The sequence below is a fragment of the Bradyrhizobium erythrophlei genome (assembly GCF_900142985.1).
Lineage (GTDB): Bacteria > Pseudomonadota > Alphaproteobacteria > Rhizobiales > Xanthobacteraceae > Bradyrhizobium > Bradyrhizobium erythrophlei_B.
The window spans coordinates 4,564,714-4,582,292 of sequence record NZ_LT670849.1; the positions used below are offsets into that span (position 1 = coordinate 4,564,714).

Annotated in this window: 17 protein-coding genes; 4 read left to right on the top strand and 13 right to left on the bottom strand. The window is 56.7% G+C overall.

Annotated features, from left to right (window positions below; genetic code table 11):
• Nucleotides 1–834: 834 nt before the first annotated feature.
• Nucleotides 835–1,413, bottom strand: coding sequence for a hypothetical protein (locus tag BUA38_RS21435; protein WP_156898618.1), 579 nt, complete (start codon nucleotides 1,411–1,413; stop codon nucleotides 835–837).
• A 146-nt stretch (nucleotides 1,414–1,559) separates the two neighbouring features.
• Nucleotides 1,560–2,189, bottom strand: a complete 630-nt coding sequence (locus BUA38_RS21440) for an NYN domain-containing protein (RefSeq protein ID WP_072820977.1) — start codon at nucleotides 2,187–2,189, stop codon at nucleotides 1,560–1,562.
• Nucleotides 2,190–2,555: 366 nt separating this feature from the next.
• Here BUA38_RS21440 and BUA38_RS37595 point away from each other — a divergent pair, with 366 nt between their 5' ends.
• Entirely contained in the window at nucleotides 2,556–2,717 is a 162-nt protein-coding gene (locus tag BUA38_RS37595) for a hypothetical protein (protein WP_172806063.1), read from the top strand.
• Nucleotides 2,718–2,744: 27 nt separating this feature from the next.
• Here BUA38_RS37595 and BUA38_RS21450 read toward each other — a convergent pair whose 3' ends face one another.
• Nucleotides 2,745–4,034, bottom strand: a complete 1,290-nt coding sequence (locus BUA38_RS21450) for a cytochrome P450 (RefSeq protein WP_072820981.1) — start codon at nucleotides 4,032–4,034, stop codon at nucleotides 2,745–2,747.
• The gene (locus BUA38_RS21455; RefSeq protein ID WP_276328173.1) at nucleotides 3,994–4,617 is read right to left on the bottom strand and encodes an acyl-homoserine-lactone synthase; all 624 of its coding nucleotides are present in this window, start codon (nucleotides 4,615–4,617) and stop codon (nucleotides 3,994–3,996) included. Before BUA38_RS21455 ends, BUA38_RS21450 begins: the two co-directional genes overlap by 41 nt.
• A gap of 116 nt (nucleotides 4,618–4,733) precedes the next feature.
• Between BUA38_RS21455 and BUA38_RS21460 the strand changes: the two genes are divergently transcribed.
• A complete protein-coding gene (locus tag BUA38_RS21460) occupies nucleotides 4,734–5,501 on the top strand; it encodes an autoinducer binding domain-containing protein (protein WP_072820985.1) in 768 nt (255 codons plus the stop codon).
• Nucleotides 5,502–5,660: 159 nt separating this feature from the next.
• Here the strand turns inward: BUA38_RS21460 and BUA38_RS21465 are convergent, their stop codons facing one another.
• The 4 genes from BUA38_RS21465 to BUA38_RS21485 form a co-directional block, all read right to left on the bottom strand.
• Nucleotides 5,661–6,263 carry an NYN domain-containing protein gene (locus tag BUA38_RS21465; RefSeq protein ID WP_072820987.1) on the bottom strand — a complete coding sequence of 201 codons (603 nt, stop codon included), beginning with the start codon at nucleotides 6,261–6,263 and terminating at the stop codon, nucleotides 5,661–5,663.
• A 618-nt stretch (nucleotides 6,264–6,881) separates the two neighbouring features.
• Nucleotides 6,882–7,280: a hypothetical protein gene (locus BUA38_RS21475; protein ID WP_072820991.1), complete on the bottom strand. Its 399-nt coding sequence runs from the start codon at nucleotides 7,278–7,280 to the stop codon at nucleotides 6,882–6,884.
• A 555-nt stretch (nucleotides 7,281–7,835) separates the two neighbouring features.
• Nucleotides 7,836–8,093 (bottom strand): hypothetical protein, encoded by a 258-nt coding sequence (locus tag BUA38_RS21480; RefSeq protein ID WP_072820993.1) that lies wholly within the window; start codon nucleotides 8,091–8,093, stop codon nucleotides 7,836–7,838.
• 219 nt (nucleotides 8,094–8,312) lie between these two features.
• On the bottom strand, nucleotides 8,313–8,912 hold the full coding sequence (locus tag BUA38_RS21485) for a GMC oxidoreductase (RefSeq protein ID WP_244553007.1): 600 nt from the start codon (nucleotides 8,910–8,912) through the stop codon (nucleotides 8,313–8,315).
• 214 nt (nucleotides 8,913–9,126) lie between these two features.
• Between BUA38_RS21485 and BUA38_RS21490 the strand changes: the two genes are divergently transcribed.
• Nucleotides 9,127–10,005 (top strand): ankyrin repeat domain-containing protein, encoded by an 879-nt coding sequence (locus BUA38_RS21490; protein WP_156898619.1) that lies wholly within the window; start codon nucleotides 9,127–9,129, stop codon nucleotides 10,003–10,005.
• Between the two features lie 20 nt (nucleotides 10,006–10,025).
• On the opposite strand, the gene BUA38_RS21495 is transcribed toward BUA38_RS21490, so the two are convergent.
• The 5 genes from BUA38_RS21495 to BUA38_RS21510 form a co-directional block, all read right to left on the bottom strand.
• Nucleotides 10,026–10,604: a c-type cytochrome gene (locus BUA38_RS21495; protein ID WP_072826303.1), complete on the bottom strand. Its 579-nt coding sequence runs from the start codon at nucleotides 10,602–10,604 to the stop codon at nucleotides 10,026–10,028.
• A 75-nt stretch (nucleotides 10,605–10,679) separates the two neighbouring features.
• On the bottom strand, nucleotides 10,680–12,395 hold the full coding sequence (locus BUA38_RS21500; protein WP_072820997.1) for a pyrroloquinoline quinone-dependent dehydrogenase: 1,716 nt from the start codon (nucleotides 12,393–12,395) through the stop codon (nucleotides 10,680–10,682).
• 1,439 nt (nucleotides 12,396–13,834) lie between these two features.
• Nucleotides 13,835–14,089, bottom strand: a complete 255-nt coding sequence (locus tag BUA38_RS37600; RefSeq protein ID WP_172806064.1) for a hypothetical protein — start codon at nucleotides 14,087–14,089, stop codon at nucleotides 13,835–13,837.
• Between the two features lie 74 nt (nucleotides 14,090–14,163).
• Entirely contained in the window at nucleotides 14,164–15,039 is an 876-nt protein-coding gene (locus tag BUA38_RS21505) for an SDR family oxidoreductase (protein WP_156898984.1), read from the bottom strand.
• 275 nt (nucleotides 15,040–15,314) lie between these two features.
• Nucleotides 15,315–15,851 carry a DUF4142 domain-containing protein gene (locus BUA38_RS21510; protein ID WP_072821001.1) on the bottom strand — a complete coding sequence of 179 codons (537 nt, stop codon included), beginning with the start codon at nucleotides 15,849–15,851 and terminating at the stop codon, nucleotides 15,315–15,317.
• 144 nt (nucleotides 15,852–15,995) lie between these two features.
• Between BUA38_RS21510 and BUA38_RS21515 the strand changes: the two genes are divergently transcribed.
• Entirely contained in the window at nucleotides 15,996–16,199 is a 204-nt protein-coding gene (locus BUA38_RS21515; RefSeq protein WP_072821003.1) for a CsbD family protein, read from the top strand.
• Nucleotides 16,200–17,579 lie beyond the last annotated feature (1,380 nt).

A 17,579-nucleotide genomic window follows, 5' to 3' on the forward strand; every position in this document is an offset into this window, starting at 1 on the left:
TGCCGACTTGCATGGAGATATCGGGACGATGTTGGTGTCGTCTTTGAATGATGGCTTGATATCCCTCAGTGTAAGATGTTCGACAACGGCCAAGGTGCGATCCATGACCGATGAGCAGCTCGAAGCTATGCACCGAGTGTCACAAATTCCGTGGAAATACGGTGCCGTGATCGGAATGGCAGCAGTCCAAATGATCAAGCCAGAAGTTGAACGGCCGTCGGTATCATGCGCGCATGGAGCAGGATCGTTGGTTTCAGATGATGATCATTTCCTTCGGGGCACTGACGATTGTGCTGTTCGCGCTCGTCCTCTTCTGGCGTTGAGATCGAGCGATGGCACGTTCCAGAAAGCTGTCGCGCAGCGAAGCAAAATAAGAGTGTGCGAAACACTGTTTGAGCGCTTGGCCCTGCATCGCGCAAATGGCCTTGGCCGCTCTCTGTGTCCACGTCGCCCAAAATCTCGAACGCACGCCGCCTGTGCGCCACGGCGCGGCTGTGTTGGAGCGGCGGCGGGGGATACCGGAACTGCCGGTTTCCTACATTTCCGAACGCGGCGGTTGCCCGCTTTCGATTGGCGGCTTGAGGACGCGCAGGTGGCGGCTGTTCTGACCTGCATCCGGAACAATTGGGGGAATGCAGCTGCACCCGTAGCGGCAAGCGCGGTAGCGAGCCAGCGCGCTTCGCTGGCCAGATCGCCCTGACCAATACGGTTATTGTGGTGCGTTGGGCAACTCCGAAGCTGAACACCGCCGAGTTGCGATTTCGTCGCTGCAAACTTCATCTAAAGTAGGTAAGCTCTGGTCTAGACAACGGCACCTCGGGGTGAAGCAGTTGCTCAAAAACCGTCGCGATTGCCAAGCGAAACCGCGATCCCATAGCAAAATGTATCCAAGAGGTCGTCGTCCCGCCTGCTATCTTTATCCCCCATCCGAAAGCTCTCAATCTGGTCGACCAAGTGGTTTTTCGTCCTTCGCTTATAGGGACTGACCTTGGCATAGGCATAGTCAGTGTACTTTACCTCGCCCCGGAAAACATATCCGGACACGCTAAGTGCTCGCTCATCTTTCCCCATCGCCGTCAGCTTAGAGTCTATAGCGGTCGCCGGCATTCCCCGACGGAGGGCTTGTTGCAACAGGATTGTACCAGAGTTTTTTTCCTCGATCATCGCTCCCAGCGAACCCCCACGCGCCTGGCATTGCTGCGCGAGTTCCTCCAGCCGCCTGAACACGACCAGTAGCCATGCTTCCAGCAACGCTGCCTCGATCTGCACAATGTCCCAATCAAGAATCATAAGCGGGTAGGCTGAGCCGTGGCGTCCGAGCGCAAAGAAGGTGACAGCAATCGTGTTGTGTTCGGTCCCTGTCTTTGAGGCCGTATCAATAACTGCAAACACGCAGTGCGCAGGGATGGGCACGGACTGATTTCGGAAGGACGGGATAATCCATCGTCGTCGCCTGAAACTCTCCGATGATCATGACCGCTTTTGCGGTAAGAGCCGCAGAGCCGACATTCAGGCTGAACCACTTTGCTTTTCCGGCTCTAAGCACCGCAGACTCTCTATCAACCTTCGAAATCGCCGGCACTTCTCCTCGGCGCTGTGACGGTCGAGCGCTGCAGGATTGGAGGAGAGTGGTGACGCGGCTCGCGCGGCGTGGGACGTTCCGAAGGGTCGCGTCCGAGCTTGGATTGCAGCTCGACGAGGTCGGTGAACACGTCAGCCTGGCGGCGTAATTCGTCGGCGATCATCGGCGGCTGGCTCGAAATCGTCGAAATCACGGTCACCCGCACGCCCCGCCGCTGCACGGCCTCGACCAGCGAACGGAAGTCGCCGTCACCGGAGAAAATCACGATCTGGTCGACATGCTCGGCAAGCTCCATCGCGTCGACGGCAAGCTCGATATCCATGTTGCCCTTCACCTTGCGGCGGCCGCTGGCATCGATGAATTCCTTCGTCGCCTTGGTGACGACGGTGTAGCCGTTGTAGTCGAGCCAATCGACCAACGGCCGAATCGATGAGTATTCCTGGTCCTCGATGATGGCCGTGTAATAGAATGCCCGGACCAGCGTGCCCCGACTTTGGAATTCTTTGAGAAGGCGCTTGTAGTCGATGTCGAAGCCGAGCGTCTTGGCAGTCGCGTAGAGATTGGCGCCATCGATGAACAGTGCAATTCTGTCGGAAAAAGATTTCATGCAAGTACTGACCTTTGGAGGTGATTTAGCGACCACATCGATGGTTTCATCGCGAGTCGAGATTAGGTCTCGCAATAACTGGCGCGAAGCCATGATCAATTTCGGTCCGCAATCTCTGGGGAAATAGCGCCCGTCTTACGGTACCTGAGGTATTTAGGGCGGCTTGCCGAAAGGCCGAGTAGTTGGCATACTGTCTCCGTTGTAATCCGTTGATTGCTCAACTTCGAGGCGTGCTATATCCAGAATAAGGACGACGAACGTTAGGCCCGCCTCGTCTGCGTAGGAGACAGCTTCGTCAATGGCGTCGCGGAGCTGCCTAATTTTTGTCTGTCGTTCCATCATGAGTGCCGCGTCAAAGAGCGTGCGATGACAGAATCTCGTCTTGCTGAATTACTTCGGATCAAGGAAGGACGGACGATCTCCCGCGAGGCTATCGAGAACTGGCGGTTACTGAAGATGTTCAACAAGCTGTCACCCGCGCAGCGCCTCGAAATACTCGAGCTACTCGAAGAATATTTGCGGCGCTGATCACGCGATCGCGTAGCGACTTCGATATTACGCAACACGCTGCCATTTCCTTCTCTGAGTCAGGGGTCGCAATCGCAGCTTGATGCGAGGTGGCAACAACGTGACCTGAGGCGTTGGCTTGCCCGCAGGAACACCGGATAAGATCTCGAGCTCACAGGAAGAGGAGAGCTCCAGCGCCAGCAATTGGAGTTCGAGCAAACCGAGGCCAATACCGACGCACGCGCGCGGACCAAGGCCAAAAGGCATGAAAGCTGGCGTGTTGTATGAGCGGTCCAGTCGGAAGCTGTCGGGATCAGTCCAGTAGCGTTCGTTACGCTGCATTTGCCATGAACTGATGATAAGTGAAGTTCCGCGATTGAGTTGAATTCCACCAAGCTCCTGCGGCGCACGAACTTCTCGCGATAGCCAATAGAACGGCGGATAGAGCCTAAGAACCTCGCGCGCCACGCGAAGGCTGAGATCAGCCTTCGGCAGTTTCAACGGATCGATCTCTCCGGAATCGCCCATGACGGCTTCCGATTCTTCGGCGAGTCGGGTAGCAAGCCCTGGCACGGTCGCGAGATAATAAAGCAACCAAGCAGCGGCGTTTCCGGTCGTGTGATGACCGGCTAGCAATAGCAACAAGATTTCGTCTCGCATGTCGCCGGCTGATAAATTGAGACTTTCCAGCGCTTGCAACAACGTCGCTGAACTCGCGCGATTGCGAAGTCGGTCGACGACCGCCCCCATGATCGCACGGCTTTGGCCTAATTCGCGCCGCTTGATGAAGCTGCGCCACGGTGTTCGCGGCAACACGCGAAAAAGGCTATCCGCCATTTCTTCTTCCGCTATATGCACGGCTTCCATCAATGCGGATTCATCGGCCGCTGTTAGCGCGCCATTGCCGAATAGGAGCGCGACTATGATCCGAAGAGCGAGTGGCGCTGTGACGTCATGAGCGTCGAATGACGGCTCACGGACCAACAGCGAAGCGTGCCTGCGTATTAGGCCAGCGATTTGCGGCACGAAGTCGTTCATGATGCCGCGCGCCAGATGCTGATGAATAACTCCCCGCCGTCGCTGGTGCTCTGGGCCGCTCAATGTGAGTGAGCTCGCGCCGATTACTGTCCGAAGCTTATGGACCAAACGCCCTTTATCGATCGCCGATTCGTCAGCCTTGAGAATACTCTTGGCGAGCGCTGCGTCGGTTACCAGATAAACCGGTGAGAGACCCAGGTTGAGCTGCACCAAAGGAGGCGCGTCCGGAGAGCTGTGCGTCTTAAATAGCTCGAGTGGATTATGCAGAAAGGCGCTCACGTCCGAAAACGGATGCTTCATCGATGATCTCCATGGATTGTGTCAGTTCGAGCAGTGCCTTCACGGCAGGCGTGGGCTTTCGCGAAATCGGTATTTCGCCGGCAACCGCAAGGATCCATCGCCCGTCGTCGTGAAACCCGACAATCTGAACGTCGCCATATCGGGACGTCGAAAGGCCAATCCGATTAAGCAGCCGTTCGTGAGATAGCTCAGCCAGAGCTACCAAAGCTGCGGCGTTGCGCGCCAACGCGAAGCGGACCATGAGGCTGTAGAGCACAGTGCTGGCCTGCCGGTGTGCGGCAAGCACCCCGAACCGACTAATCTCGACGTAATCGGCCGACTTCGGAAACGACCGATTGGAAGCCATGTGCGAAAATATCGTGTGAGCCAGATAGGGCCGGTCGCAGCTTATGGCTCGAAAGCAGCCGATGATTTGACCTTCGGCCGATAGGGCGCAGTAGATCGCGTCTTCGGTGTCGAACTCGTCGCGTTCGCAGCCGTTCTCGACCGCCAGCATCCAGCCCAGTTCGCGGACGAACAGCGCGTGACGTAACCGAAGTAGCGACAGTGCTAGGTCGGGGTTCGTCGCGGCCGAGAAAAACACCGCTTTGTATTTAGGTTGCTGCAACTTGCCGCCCCAAAGCCGTATTGCGCCAGCCGTAGGAAGATGATGGGATCGGCATTAAATTTATATTGGGAATTTTCCTAAGGTTTGAGCGGATGAGCGTTCTTGAAGACGATTTAAGCGCGTTAGAGGCCTGCGGCTCGCTCGCGGAAATTCGTAGGGTTTTCCAACGCATTATCGAGGATTATGGATTTAGCTCGTTCGGCTTCATGGACGCCTCCCATCCATGGGAAGACAACCCCCTCCTTGTCTCCACGCATAGCACGGCATGGATCGATACCTATCGTGCTGAAAACTTCATCGCTACCGATCCTTGCTTGGCTTTGGCTCGTCGCACAAATTTGCCTTTTCACTGGGGGAGCGTGCCGCTTCCGACAGTGACAGGCAAACGCAAGCCCGGAGCGATCAAAACCATGGAGGCGGCTCGCGACTTTGGTGTCAACGAGGGTCTCACTATCCCGGTCCACTATAACGATGCGCTAGGTCGACGTTATAGCAGCGTCTGCGCGCTATTCTGGAAGGATCCTGCCAACCGCTTCTATGCTAGCCTCAAGCTTAACAGCGTACAACTGCATCTCATTTTACTCTATCTCGCACAGAAGATCGTGGATCTATATGCCGTCGAAATAAGAGCCCAAACCCGAAACTTTGGCGAACTTCATGCATCACCGTTGACGGATCGTGAGAAGGAAGTCCTCAAATGGGCTGGCATGGGCAAGACCTCTGAGGAAACAGCGGTCATTCTCAATGTGAGCCACAAGACCGTTGAGGCTCATATTAAAAGCGCGACTATTAAACTTGGCGCCACTAATAAGACGCAGGCGACGGTCCAAGCGGTTTACCGTGGCTTGATAGATATCTGAAGAGTTGCCTGCCCCGAGACACTTTTTAACGCGGCAAGCCGACCGTAAAAGTAACAATAATATGCACGAACCGCTGCGGACATGGGCGCTCGCCCCGTTGACGGAACAAAGGTTACGCCAGGGCTGCTCTTTCAACCTTCGAAATCGGGCGTCCTCTCGTCACGGCGTCGTGGTGGTCGCCGGATGCAGGGATTGCGGAGCGTGATGACGCGGCTCGCGCGGGGCAGGACGCTCGGATGGGTCGCGGCCGAGCTTGGATTGCAGCTCGATCAGATCAGTGAATACATCGGTCTGACGCCGCAATTCGTCGGCGATCATCGATGGCTGGCTTGAAATTGTTGAGATTACGGTGACGCGCACGCCGCGGCGCTGCACGGCTTCAACCAGGGGACGGAAGTCGCCGTCACCGGAGAATAACACGATCTGGTCGACATGCTCAGCGAGTTCCATCGCGTCAACGGCAAGCTCGATGTCCATGTTGCCCTTCACCTTGCGGCGGCCGCTGGCGTCGATGAATTCCTTGGTCGCCTTCGTGACTACGGTGAAGCCGTTGTAATCGAGCCAATCGATAAGCGGACGAATGGACGAATATTCCTGATCTTCAATAATAGCGGTGTAGTAGAAGGCACGGACTAACGTCCCCCGACTTTGGAACTCCTTCAGAAGGCGCCTGTAGTCGATGTCGAAGCCGAGTGTCTTGGCGGTTGCGTAGAGATTGGCGCCGTCAATGAACAGCGCAATCCTGTTAGAAGAAGATGTCATGCTGACCTTTTAGAAATTGATGCGGAAGCGATGAGCCCGCTGGTTCAATGTCCACTTGATTGTATTGTGCGTGGAAGTGGAGGCTCGTAATGCCTCAAGCGGCAACTGAAACCAACCCACGATCACACTCATCTAATCCAATTAGTTTAAGTTTAAAATACTTTTTTGTAGAGGGAATTGGCGAAAATTAGGCAGGAAAAGCTTTCCCCGTTTTTGAAGTCGTCTTGAGTAAACGTGGCCGAGCGTGGAAATGGCAGGTGTGCACTACCACCGGCCGGCTGATCATGTGCGGGGCCGGGCCTAGCCGTCCCGCAGCCACATACAATGCTTACAGGGCACTCTTTCTGCTTCTGCAGTCAGCCCCAAATCAACCGATTCGGCTGAGCAGTCCTGCTGGCGCGGGTCCCGATCCCTCGGGCCGCGGTCCTTCTCAGGCGCACCGTCGACGGATCTAGATACGACATGCCAGCGGAGTGATAAGTGCTGACGCGAGACGTTAGATAGCCGCACCGGATGGACGGACCAGAACAGCGCTTGTCGCGGCTAAAGCGCTAATAGCGGCGCCAATCGTTGCAGCAATTTCGAATGCAGAAATCAGTGCGACGCCCGAAGATGCGATCACCGGCCCATGAGCGTGGTGGCGACCAGGCCGCTCGTACGCGCGATCGCGGTGTTGAGCCCGGACGCCGCGCCCGAGTGACAGCTATTGACCGACATGAGTACCGCTGTGGTAAGCGGAGCGACCGCGCCTGCCATTCCGACCGCAATTACGGTCATGGCGGGAAAGGCGCAAAGCCAGTAGCTCGTGCTCGATCCGGCACGCAGCATAAGTAGAAAGCCAACCGCGACAATGATTGGTCCCGTGACCAGTAGCGGGCGGAAGCGATAGCAATCGCGGAGCGATATGGAGTTGGGAGCGCAGTCAGCGCCGGATTGGAGGATCGAAATGGCAAACTGATATTTGTCGTGGCTGTCGCTACCGATGATGCTTGGGCGGCTTGCCGTAGCCGACTTCATCCTCACTCATTTAAATTCCGTGATAAACGGGAAATTCATGGCGGAGACCGGTTTCGCGGGACTGCATCCGCCACCAAGGATCATCTTTGGTTTCCAATGGCTTCGCCAGATGTCTGTTGAGACCAAAAAACGAGTCTCGTGCGACGTTCTTTGTGACTGGAGGTCGCACAGAGTGGATTGGCGCGCGACTTTTCGTATTTTCTCCTTCGCTCTCGTATCTTCACCCCGTTCGATACAGCGCGAAAATCCGATGATACAGGGCGCTTATTTGCTCGTCGTAGAACAGGATATTAGGGCGAGCAAAACGGACAATCTGTTCTGCCTGTCGCCGCAGAGTGTGCCGCTTGCTGCGGGACCACCAGCGAGCTAGCGCGGACACCTTGACATGCTCGACCTGGTAGAGGCGGGAAAAATGCAAGAACCATCAAGGCTCATGGCGCGGCATCTCGACCGCGACCGTAAAGTCAAACTGTGAATCCTTAATGTTGCGGGTGCTCGCTCTGAAAAAAGGACACGTTTCAAGCTGAGCATCCATTTCTGAACTCGTTTATTTGCTCAAAACAATTTTGCCCGCGCGAATAGCACGCGCACCGCTTGAGTTGCCTGGACATTTAGCATCCCGTTCTCAGCTGCTGCCTCTAGTGCGACCTTGGCTTCAGCGTGCAACGACCGATACTCCATCCATTCCACGGGGCTGAGGCTGGTAATGAATCGGTAGGCCTGTCCGACGGTAGCAATGATAACAGGTTGGCCGTCGACTTTTAATTTGAACGTCGCTCTTAACAGGGTGTGAGAATCATATGCGCGTTTCATTCGGCGTTACTCAATGGTTATGTGCCCTGAAGCAATCGACGTTTAGTGAGGCTGAGGCTTTCTTCGGCTGATGAGCCACGCAAATGTTGCCAGGGTAGTATAACGAGCGCGCCGGTGCCCAAGCCAATTCGCGCGGCCAATAAAAGGTTTGAGTGCGGACCACCTTCGCCGGTTTCCAGCGATATGGCCAAGCGATACGCGGAGTTATCGCCGTGGACGTTAGCCGCCTCGCAGTTGACTGGTAATAGCATTGGCCGCCTTGAAGGTGAGCGCCGTCATGGTGATTGTACTGTTGCCGCAGGCGGTAGATGGCATGGCGCCGCCGCCTGGAAGGAATAGATTTTCGTGATCGTGAGAACGGCAGTTAACATCAACCACTGAGCTGGCTGGATCCGCGCCCATGATGGTGCCACCCATGATGTGTTTGCTCTGAACGAACTTTGGTGTGGCTTTGACGTCGATTGCGCCCATCGCCTCGGCAATGCGCCTGCCAATTGGCACCGAATAGGTATCGGAGCATTTCCTGACATAATCACCGACGTCATAGTGGATGGCTGGTTTGGGGAGACCAAGCCAATCCTTCTTGTCCGAGAGTGTCATGCGATTATTCGGATCAGGCAGCATTTCGTGCGCCACCACGATGTCGGCTGTACAGGCGGTCATGCGGCGGATATCTTCATCGAGCGCCTTGCCGACGAAACCTTTTTTCAATGCGGCGAAAGTAATGAAGCGATTGCGTCCGAAACCGAAATTGTAGTTAGTCGTGAAGAAACTATGACGCATTCGCTCGAAGCAGCCGCTGACCGGATTGAAAAGCACGCTGGTGCTCAATTGCGCAATGGGAGAGTGTCTGTGCCGGGGGTTGGAAGCCGGCATGCGTCCGCGGTTGCCAGGGATTGGACCACGGTTCGCTCAGACAGATATGACTTCTCGCCAAAAGAGCAAATAACGATGAAGGTGACGCTCTGGCTCCGATATTGGGCTGCTTGAGGGAGGGGACATATTGCGTCACATTGCGTTGGTTGCGATTCTGTTGTTCGGCACCAGCCATGCAGCTTTGGCGGCGGACCCAGGGCGATGCCGGGATCTAAACCGCCGTTATACCACCAGCAAGTCCGAAATGAGCGCGATCGAAATGTCGTCGACACTGTTCGCCGCCGCCGAACGCAATTGTATCAACCTTGCGTCTGCATTGCTCGACCAAGGCGTCTCGGTGGATGCACGGGACCGGTTAGGCGCCCGACCTCTTAGCCGAGCGGCACGATCCGGCCATCTCGAGATGGTCGATCTCCTCTTGCAAAGGGGCGCGCCAATCAACGCGCGCGATCTAGCAGGCGCGACCGCGCTTTACGTTGCCGCCGAGCGCGGTCAGGTCTCCGTCGTGCAGCGTCTCATCGACAAGGGGGCCGACATTGGTCTTAAAGGACGAAGTGGCACCTCACCGCTTGCGGTGGCCTCCTTCGCCGGCAGGAATCAGGTCGTCGGAATACTGCTCGCGCACGGAGCCGATGGCCGAGCGGCGGATGACACCGGCAAGCCACCGATCGTCTATGCCGCCGCGAGCGGCAGCCTTGATATTGTTCGGCAGTTGTTGGCCCAGGATATCGATATCAATGCGCGCTACGCCAACGATCTTACGTTACTAATGTGGGCAGCGGGCCCTGATCAAGCTGTCGCAGAGGCACAGGCTTTGGAGGTCGTTTCATATCTCGTCGATGCCGGAGCTCACGTCGATGATAGGGACGATCGCGGCCGCACGGCATTGATGACTGCCGCCGAAGGCAATCACACCGATATCACCAGGTTCTTGCTCAGCCACGGTGCCGATCCGTCTCTTCGAGACAAGGCTGGCAAGAGCGCAGCTGATCTCACTACGCTATCGGCCTTGCGTGAAGAGTTGACGCGGCGCTGAATTGCCATCTCGGCACACGCTCACAGCCCCGCGAGATACTCTGCCAGCGCGGTCAGATCCTCGGGTGCAGTCGCGATCATCAGGTCGCTCATGCCGGGGTTGTTGCCGCGAGCGCGGGTTCGGAAGTCCGCCATGGTCTTCGCCAGATAGTCGCGGCCCTGGCCGGCCAAACGAGGCACCGTGCTATCGCCCTGGAAATGGTCGAGATGACAACCCGTACAGCCGATCGAACTGTTGGCGGTCAAAGCGCGCTGTGAAACATCTTTCGACGCGCGTGGTTGGCCGAGATCCGGCCACGGCTTCTTCGAGAAGTATTCGGCAACCGCAAGCATGTCGTCTCGTTCAAAGGTGGAGGCGATCGGCTGCATGATTTCGCTCCTGCGATCGCCACGCTTGAAATCGCGGAGCTGGATATAGAGATAGCCGGTCTGCTGTCCCCAGATAATTGGAATCGTCTTGTCGACCGGTTTGCCATTCTCGCCATGGCACCCGGAACAGACCTGGACTTTCTCGTCCAGCGTCTGCGCGCACAGCGGCGTGATTGCGAACACCATCGCTGCCACGCTACCCGCGATAATGGAATAAAACCTGATGCTCATCTTCGCTTTCGCCAGTTTCCAAAAGAAGCGGGACCGCAAGCGGTCCCGCCCGTCACTAGCTGATGCGCCTCGTTTTTAGTCGAGCGAGAACGCGATGATGTTGTTCCCGCGCTTGGAGTCGACCTGAACGTTACCGCCGGCGCCAACTACGACATATTGCTTGTTTCCGACAACATAGCTGGACGGCGGAGCGTTGACACCCGCGCCGGCGCGGAAGCTCCACAACTCCTTGCCGTTCGATGAATCATATGCCGCGAACTTGCCGTTGCTTTCGCCGGTGAACACCAGACCGCCCGCCGTGGCGAGAATGCCGCCGATCATCGGTTCCGGTGTCTTGACTTGCCACTTGATCTTGCCGGAGTCGTAGTTGACAGCTGTGATGTTGCCGGACTGCGTCTCGGTCGGGATGACCTTGAACGCGCCGCCGAGCCACAGCTTGCCGTTCGGATAGGGCGAGTTCTCGACATGGTAGGTCATGGGCTGGTGAAGATTGATCGCATAGGCCAGGCTCTGGCCCGGATCGGTGGCGATCGGTGACCATTCGACGCCGCCATTTGCGCCGGGCAGCATGCGCGCGCCATCCTTGGTCGGAAGCACCCACATGTTTTCCTGCGGCACCATCGCCTCCGAAAAGCGGATCAGGCTGCAGTCCTTGCGATCATGCACATAGACATGCCCAGTCTTGCCGGCGTGAAGGACGCCGGGGATGGTCTTGCCATTCTTGTCCTTGACGTCGACTAGCACCGTCGGGCTGACCGCATCGAGGTCCCATACGTCGTGGGCGATATACTGGAAGTGACAGACGTATTTTCCCGTGTCGAGATCGAGCGAAACCAGCGAGTTCGTGTAGAGATTGTCACCCGGGCGGTTGGAACCGTCGAGATCGGGCGACGGATTGCCAACCACGAAGTAGATCCTGTTGGTAGCAAGATCGACCGAGGGGTTTTGCCACACGCCGCCGCCGAGCTTGGCAGAGGGGTCGCCGGTCTTGGCCAACTGATCCTTTTCGGCCTGGATGTCGCGGTGCATATCGCGCCCGGTCGCGTCCTTGGTGGCCCAGACGCCCACGGTGCTGTCAGGAATGGTGTTGAAATTCCAGATTTGCTTGCCCGTGTTGGCGTCATAGGCGCGCACGAAGCCGCGGATGCCGTATTCGCCACCGTTGGTGCCGATCAGCACCTTGTCCTTGATCACCGTCGGAGCCATCGTCTCGCTGTAGCCCAACTCGGGGTCGGCAATGTCGGTCCTCCAGACCACCTCGCCGTTCTTGGCGTTCAGAGCGACCAGCTTGGAGTCGAGCGTGGCGAGATAGACTTTGTCGCCCAGAACCTGGACGCCGCGATTGTTCGGTCCGCAGCAGAAGGTCGTGATCGGCCCCATCTTGTGATTGTAGTGCCAGAGCTGCTGGCCGGTCTTGGCATCAAGCGCGTAGACATGGCTGAACGAGGTCGTGACGAACATCACGCCATCGACGACGATCGGTGAAGTCTCGAGCGATTCCTTGACATCGGTCTGAAAGATCCAGGCGACATGCAAGTGCTTGACGTTGTCGCGACTGATCTGCTTGGCGGGATAAAAACGCGTCTGGGCGTAGTTGCCGTTGGTCAGCAGAAAATCTTTTGCGTTCTTGTCGGCCGAATTGAGCTGTTGCTGGGTGACGGGTGCAACCTTTGCGTTGCCGAGCGCCGCTTTTCCTTCCTGCTTGACTTCTTGCGCGTCTGCGGTCGCCGATAAGAGTGCGAAGCTGCCGATTATAGCAAAACCGGCCGTAAGACCTCTCACGTATTTCATGATTTCCCCCTGTGGTCTTTTTGTCGCTGAATGAAACCAGCAATATCAGGAACACCTCAATAGTGCTGATTGTGAGGTGCACCGTCAATGATCTGTTCTTCGACGCTTGCTGCATCAGCGAAGGACTTCGGCTTTGCCGATCGCGACCGGTTTGGAAGGTATCCTCGGACCGGCCCCCTTCGTCTGTTTCTAGCCCGTCGCTGACGTTGGACAACACCTCCCAGTGTCGGCTTAAAAGACCCTGGGCTTCGAAACGCCAGCCGATAGACTACAAGCGGTGTTGCGCTGACCGATTGAGTGCACCCCCTTGGTGGCAATCATTTCAAACAAGCTTTCAGACCCGCATGCTTGGTTGGCAGCCGTTTTCTTTGCGGCGATCGGCGTCGCTTCATGGATAGCTGATAACGCGGCAAGGATCTGAAGCGTTCGCAAGCCAGACTGCACCACGGGCTCCCGGACTGCCTAATTTGCTTAAAAATCTATCCCCTTCCTGGGGAAGCTTGTCGCGGGCGCGCAACCCGAGATAGCGTATAGGCGCTGCGATTCTCGGCAACCAGCGGAGACACACGATGGGCGATATTAAGAAGCGGTCGGGTGTAGATAGGCGAACCACAAAGGAACGGCGGTCTGGAATAGACACGCGCTCTGAAGAAGAAAAGCGAGTAATAGGTGAACGCCGATCCGGAGCAGATAGGCGATCAGCTAAGGATAAAGGAGCCAAGACTTAGCAACGCTTTGGCCGCCGTTGTGTGAATTGGGGTGCATCCTCCAGCGAGCGAATTGGCCTAGCGTTGCGATGCCGTCGCTAACGGCGGTTCCTCCCTTAACTTGGCGCCCGTCGCGAATGGCGGGTCTCTTTTGCAAGGGCCTCCCGGCTGGCCTTCGCGCGTGCAGTATTGCCTTCAGCGCCAGCGCGTGTTGTTTGAAGCCAGATGGACGACGCCGCCAGTTGCCGTAAGCGAGCCAAAGAAGCCGCAGACATAGCTGACAAGATGGCAAACCCGCAAGATCGTGCGGCATGGCTGAGGGTTGCCTCGGACTGGTTGAGGCTTGCAGAAGCTGCCGAGGCGGAACAGAAAAATAAGCGTCGCCCGGAATAGGCATCAACATTTGCTGCACTGACTCGGTTGTCGGATGTGAAGGCCATGTTTGAGCAGATGCGGAAACTATTAAGCGACGATTGCTGACCTTGGCTTCAAAATATGAAGCGGATCTTCTGAAGCAGTCATCGCAAATCACGATCCATTTGACGGCACAGGTCGTACCAACAGAGACATCTCGCAACCAATAAAGCGGGTGCTCACACGCGGTCTAGCTCCTATGGCAGAGCAACCAATTGACCGGCGGCAGCGATACGTCGATTGCGCCAACTGGTCGTTTTGGGCAACAAATCTCGCGCTATGCTCACAGAGATGGCCTCGGAATCGCTGAAGTTTGCTCTATCCGCCATTGGAACTGCCGCCGCGCTGCGGCTCGCCTGGTTGTCCCCCGAGCTGTCCGTTGGTTGGCCCCCGGTCGCGCCTGGCAAGTCCCGGTGAGCGCTTGAGTTGCTCAGCCGTTGGCTCTTTGATCATCGGATCTCCGACCCATTGTTTCGCATCAGGTCCGCCTGGCAATCTGTTAGTTTGTGCATACACCGACGTAAGTCCGGTCAGCAAGAAAGCCGCTGCGATAGCAATCATAATGCGCTTCATCGTCGATCTCCGTTTAGCTCCCAAGCTAAGTTCACCTCGGGCCCTGCGGTTCCTGAAGCATCAAGTAGCGGAGTTCAGGGCTGCCCGGTGCCGCCGGCCGCACCATAAACGGCGCCAGTCGTATAGCTCGCATCGCTTGATGCAAGCTGGACATAAATGGACGCGAGCTCTGCGGGCTGACCAGGACGACCGAAGGATGACATGCTCCCGAACTTCTCAAGCTTTTCCATGCTGGCACCGCCCGATACTTGCAGTGGCGTCCAGATCGGTCCAGGAGCGACACCGCACACGCGAATGCCTTTGGGAGCTAACTGCTTCGCCAGCGACTTTACAAAGTTCATCGTTGCGGCCTTGGTCTGAGCGTAGTCGTAAAGATCTGGCGATGGGTCGTAGGCCTGCTCGGAGGTGGTGCCAATGATGACGGCACCTGGCTTCATATACGGCAATGCCGCCCTGATGATGTAGAACGGCGCGTAGATGTTAGTCTTCATCGTCCAGTCGAACTGCTCATCCGTTATGTCCAGAATTGAATCATGCGCCTGCTGGCGGCCCGCATTGCTTACAAGGATATCTACCCCGCCGAGTTTCTGAACCGCGTCTTCTACAAGTTTCTTACAAAATGCGGCATCGCGGAGATCGCCCGGCAATGCCACGCCATTGCGTCCCGCTTCCTTGATCAGTCGGATTACTTCCTGCGCATCAGGCTCTTCATCAGGATGATAGTTGACGGCGACGTCCGCGCCTTCTCGTGCGTAGGCAATAGCAGCAGCTCGGCCCATGCCGCTATCTCCGCCTGTGATCAGCGCCCGGCGGCCAGTTAGGCGTCCGCTACCTTTGTAGCTTGTCTCGCCGTGGTCGGGCTTTGGATCCATCTTGGCGGCCAGCCCGGGCCAAGGCTGAGACTGGCGCTTAAAGGGAGGTCTCGGGTACCGGTCTGTGGGATTTTGCATCGGCTGACCTGCGTGTTGGGCCTGCTGCCCCGACGTCTGAGCTAGAATTGGCTGGGCGCCGAACGTTGCAATATCGGCCACACTCCCCCGACAAGTCGGCGGCGCGTAATTCGGTCCTCATCTCCAGGGTTGAGCCAGGATTTCTTGAAGAACCGATTCTCGTCCATATGCGATGACTCCAAAGATGAACTTTGTTTGGCTCCATCGAGCCGGCTCTTTTTTGGGGCCCTGCGGCATCTTCTTGAAACGGCATCCGTCGGCCGTCCATCTAGCCCCTATTTGCGGGCTTTATTCATATCTTCTGCCATCTGAAGGTGATGCTGCAATGCAGGGAGAGTGCTGCCAGCCCAGTCCTTCAGTTTCGCGTTGTCGCCGCCTTTGGCGTAGCGTTCGAACAGTGAGACGGCATCCTTGTGCGCACTCACCTGCATTGGGTCATACTCGCTCGCAAAGTCCTTAGCCTTTGCATCCTTCAGCTTGTCGAGCTTCTTCTGGGAAGAATTATCTATGTCCGACGGGATAGCCGACTTGAGATCACCAAATGCCAAGTCCTTCAGTTCGCCGCTGGTCTTGGTATGATCCGTGATCATCTGCTCGGCGAACTTTTTTTCCTCCGCGTTTCCTTTGTCTTGCGCAATTCTGGCGGCAGCGATCTCTAGCATGTCGCTTGTTGCGGCTTCTTTGATGAAGTCCTCCGTTTTAGGTGTGATGCCGAGGGCTGAGTTGACGCCCGTCTGTTCACCAAGCGACTGCGAAAAAGCTGGCGCGGCTAAAGCTGCGGTCAAGGTGACCGCGACAAAAATAGTCTTCATGTATGTCCTCCCAAATAATGCTCCGCGGCTGAAACCCGGTGGCGCGATCGAGGTTCCTATCGTCGTTGCGAGAAGTTGTAGCGATGAGGAACTGGCGTCGTTTGAGACTGTTGAGCGAGCGTCTAACTGAATCGAGGTAACGCCATGGATTGGAATCGAGTCGAGGGAAATTGGAAGCAAGTAAAGGGCAAGGTCAAGGAGCAATGGGGCAAGCTCACTGACGATGATCTTGATGTCATCAATGGCAAGCAAGACCAGCTCGAGGGACGCCTACAGCAGCGCTATGGTTACGCCAAGGATCGCGCCGCCAAGGAAATTAACGATTGGTACGCTAGCCAGAAATGGTGATTGGACAAAAGCCAGGAACAGGAGGGCCTCTTCTCAGTTGAGCCGGACGCTGCATTCCAACGTAGCGTCCATCGAAGGACAGACTCAGCCCTCGCCCAATGTGGCGGGGGCTTTTTCCTTTTGTGTACGAAAGTGGACCCTCATCGGACAACGTCCGGATCTCTGACCTAGAGCCTCGCTTCGTCTGCAAAGCATGTGGCACCCGACGCGCCGATTTTCGTCCGGCGCACCCCCGCGGATCGGAGCTGGTCCTTGGTCGACGGCCCGCTTTAAATAGGAACTGATCGCCGCAATGTGAGTTCGCTCTGCCGGATAAAATATCCGAACGAGGAAAATCATGCGGGCAAATCTCAAAATTAGATCTACCGTATCCAGCCAATATTCTGACAGGCTTGCTTCCATGATCCCGGCAGCTTTCCTGGCGATTGGAGGGCTGCTCACTGTGGCATGGACCTGCATCCTCGGCTTGTGCACCTACGACGTCATTTCCTGGCTTTTCAAATGACCTGCCTCCAATGCAGGGACTGTGGCTGGGTCTGCGAGGAGCATCCGGGTCGACCGTGGCAAGGCAATCAGGCCTGCAACTGCGGCGCTCCCGGAATGCCGTGCCCAGCTTGCAACTCGCCTGCTGAAGGCGAGATGCCCAGGATGCCGGCCGGCTTTGAAACCGAGTTTGATCGGAGCTTCCTGGTGGAATTAGCAGACGGCTCCGCCAGTCCTGGACGTGCATTGGCGGAGCCGCCAACGGCGGGATGCTTAGAGGAGGCACAGATCCGCCGTCCATAAGGTTACGGGCGCAATCGCCTTAGGTTGCTAAGCTCGGATCACGATTGCGATTGTTCAAATCTGAACCGAGCCCTCTGAACGATTTTAGGAACACCCGTTACCCCAGCGAATTATCTCGGCGTGGAGAGAGGGTAGTAACTCAGGCCCCGCAAACGCGAGGCCTTTTCTTTGACTGCGTGTGCCGACTTATCAATTACCGCCGCTCTGGCAGCGGCCGCCCGGCTTTGTTGAAGATGAGAGCACATGAAAAAGCCCCGGCAATGCCGGGGCTTTCGTGGTCAGTTCTGGATCAACTCAATATCGGGCGACGACCGGACCGCCGAACTTGTAGTTCACGCGGGCGCGTTGAAGGCTTCCGTATGACGGCTATGGTGGGTTGGGTCTAAAGGGCCCTTCACTATTCCCATCGAGGGTGACGACGACCGTTGCGAGTTCTGGGCTCTCCAGAAGCTCTGCCGCCTTCACGGCAAGGTGCCGGTGGCACCGGCGGGCTAGGGGCGAACCCAACGCCTGGTTTCGGCGTCGCATTGTGGGCAGCGATACGCCGCCTCGCGCAATTCAGCCTCGCCCTTGACCAGCTTCATAGCGAGAAGC

Bases quoted from the DNA above. Each gene is read 5' to 3' on its own strand.
- BUA38_RS21440 (WP_072820977.1), bottom strand. From the start codon at position 2,189: ATGAAATCTTTTTCCGACAGAATTGCACTGTTCATCGATGGCGCCAAT.
- BUA38_RS37595 (WP_172806063.1), top strand. From the start codon at position 2,556: ATGACAGAATCTCGTCTTGCTGAATTACTTCGGATCAAGGAAGGACGG.
- BUA38_RS21450 (WP_072820981.1), bottom strand. From the start codon at position 4,034: ATGAAGCATCCGTTTTCGGACGTGAGCGCCTTTCTGCATAATCCACTC.
- BUA38_RS21460 (WP_072820985.1), top strand. From the start codon at position 4,734: ATGAGCGTTCTTGAAGACGATTTAAGCGCGTTAGAGGCCTGCGGCTCG.
- BUA38_RS21465 (WP_072820987.1), bottom strand. From the start codon at position 6,263: ATGACATCTTCTTCTAACAGGATTGCGCTGTTCATTGACGGCGCCAAT.
- BUA38_RS21475 (WP_072820991.1), bottom strand. From the start codon at position 7,280: ATGAAGTCGGCTACGGCAAGCCGCCCAAGCATCATCGGTAGCGACAGC.
- BUA38_RS21480 (WP_072820993.1), bottom strand. From the start codon at position 8,093: ATGAAACGCGCATATGATTCTCACACCCTGTTAAGAGCGACGTTCAAA.
- BUA38_RS21495 (WP_072826303.1), bottom strand. From the start codon at position 10,604: ATGAGCATCAGGTTTTATTCCATTATCGCGGGTAGCGTGGCAGCGATG.
- BUA38_RS21500 (WP_072820997.1), bottom strand. From the start codon at position 12,395: ATGAAATACGTGAGAGGTCTTACGGCCGGTTTTGCTATAATCGGCAGC.
- BUA38_RS37600 (WP_172806064.1), bottom strand. From the start codon at position 14,089: ATGAAGCGCATTATGATTGCTATCGCAGCGGCTTTCTTGCTGACCGGA.
- BUA38_RS21505 (WP_156898984.1), bottom strand. From the start codon at position 15,039: ATGCAAAATCCCACAGACCGGTACCCGAGACCTCCCTTTAAGCGCCAG.
- BUA38_RS21510 (WP_072821001.1), bottom strand. From the start codon at position 15,851: ATGAAGACTATTTTTGTCGCGGTCACCTTGACCGCAGCTTTAGCCGCG.
- BUA38_RS21515 (WP_072821003.1), top strand. From the start codon at position 15,996: ATGGATTGGAATCGAGTCGAGGGAAATTGGAAGCAAGTAAAGGGCAAG.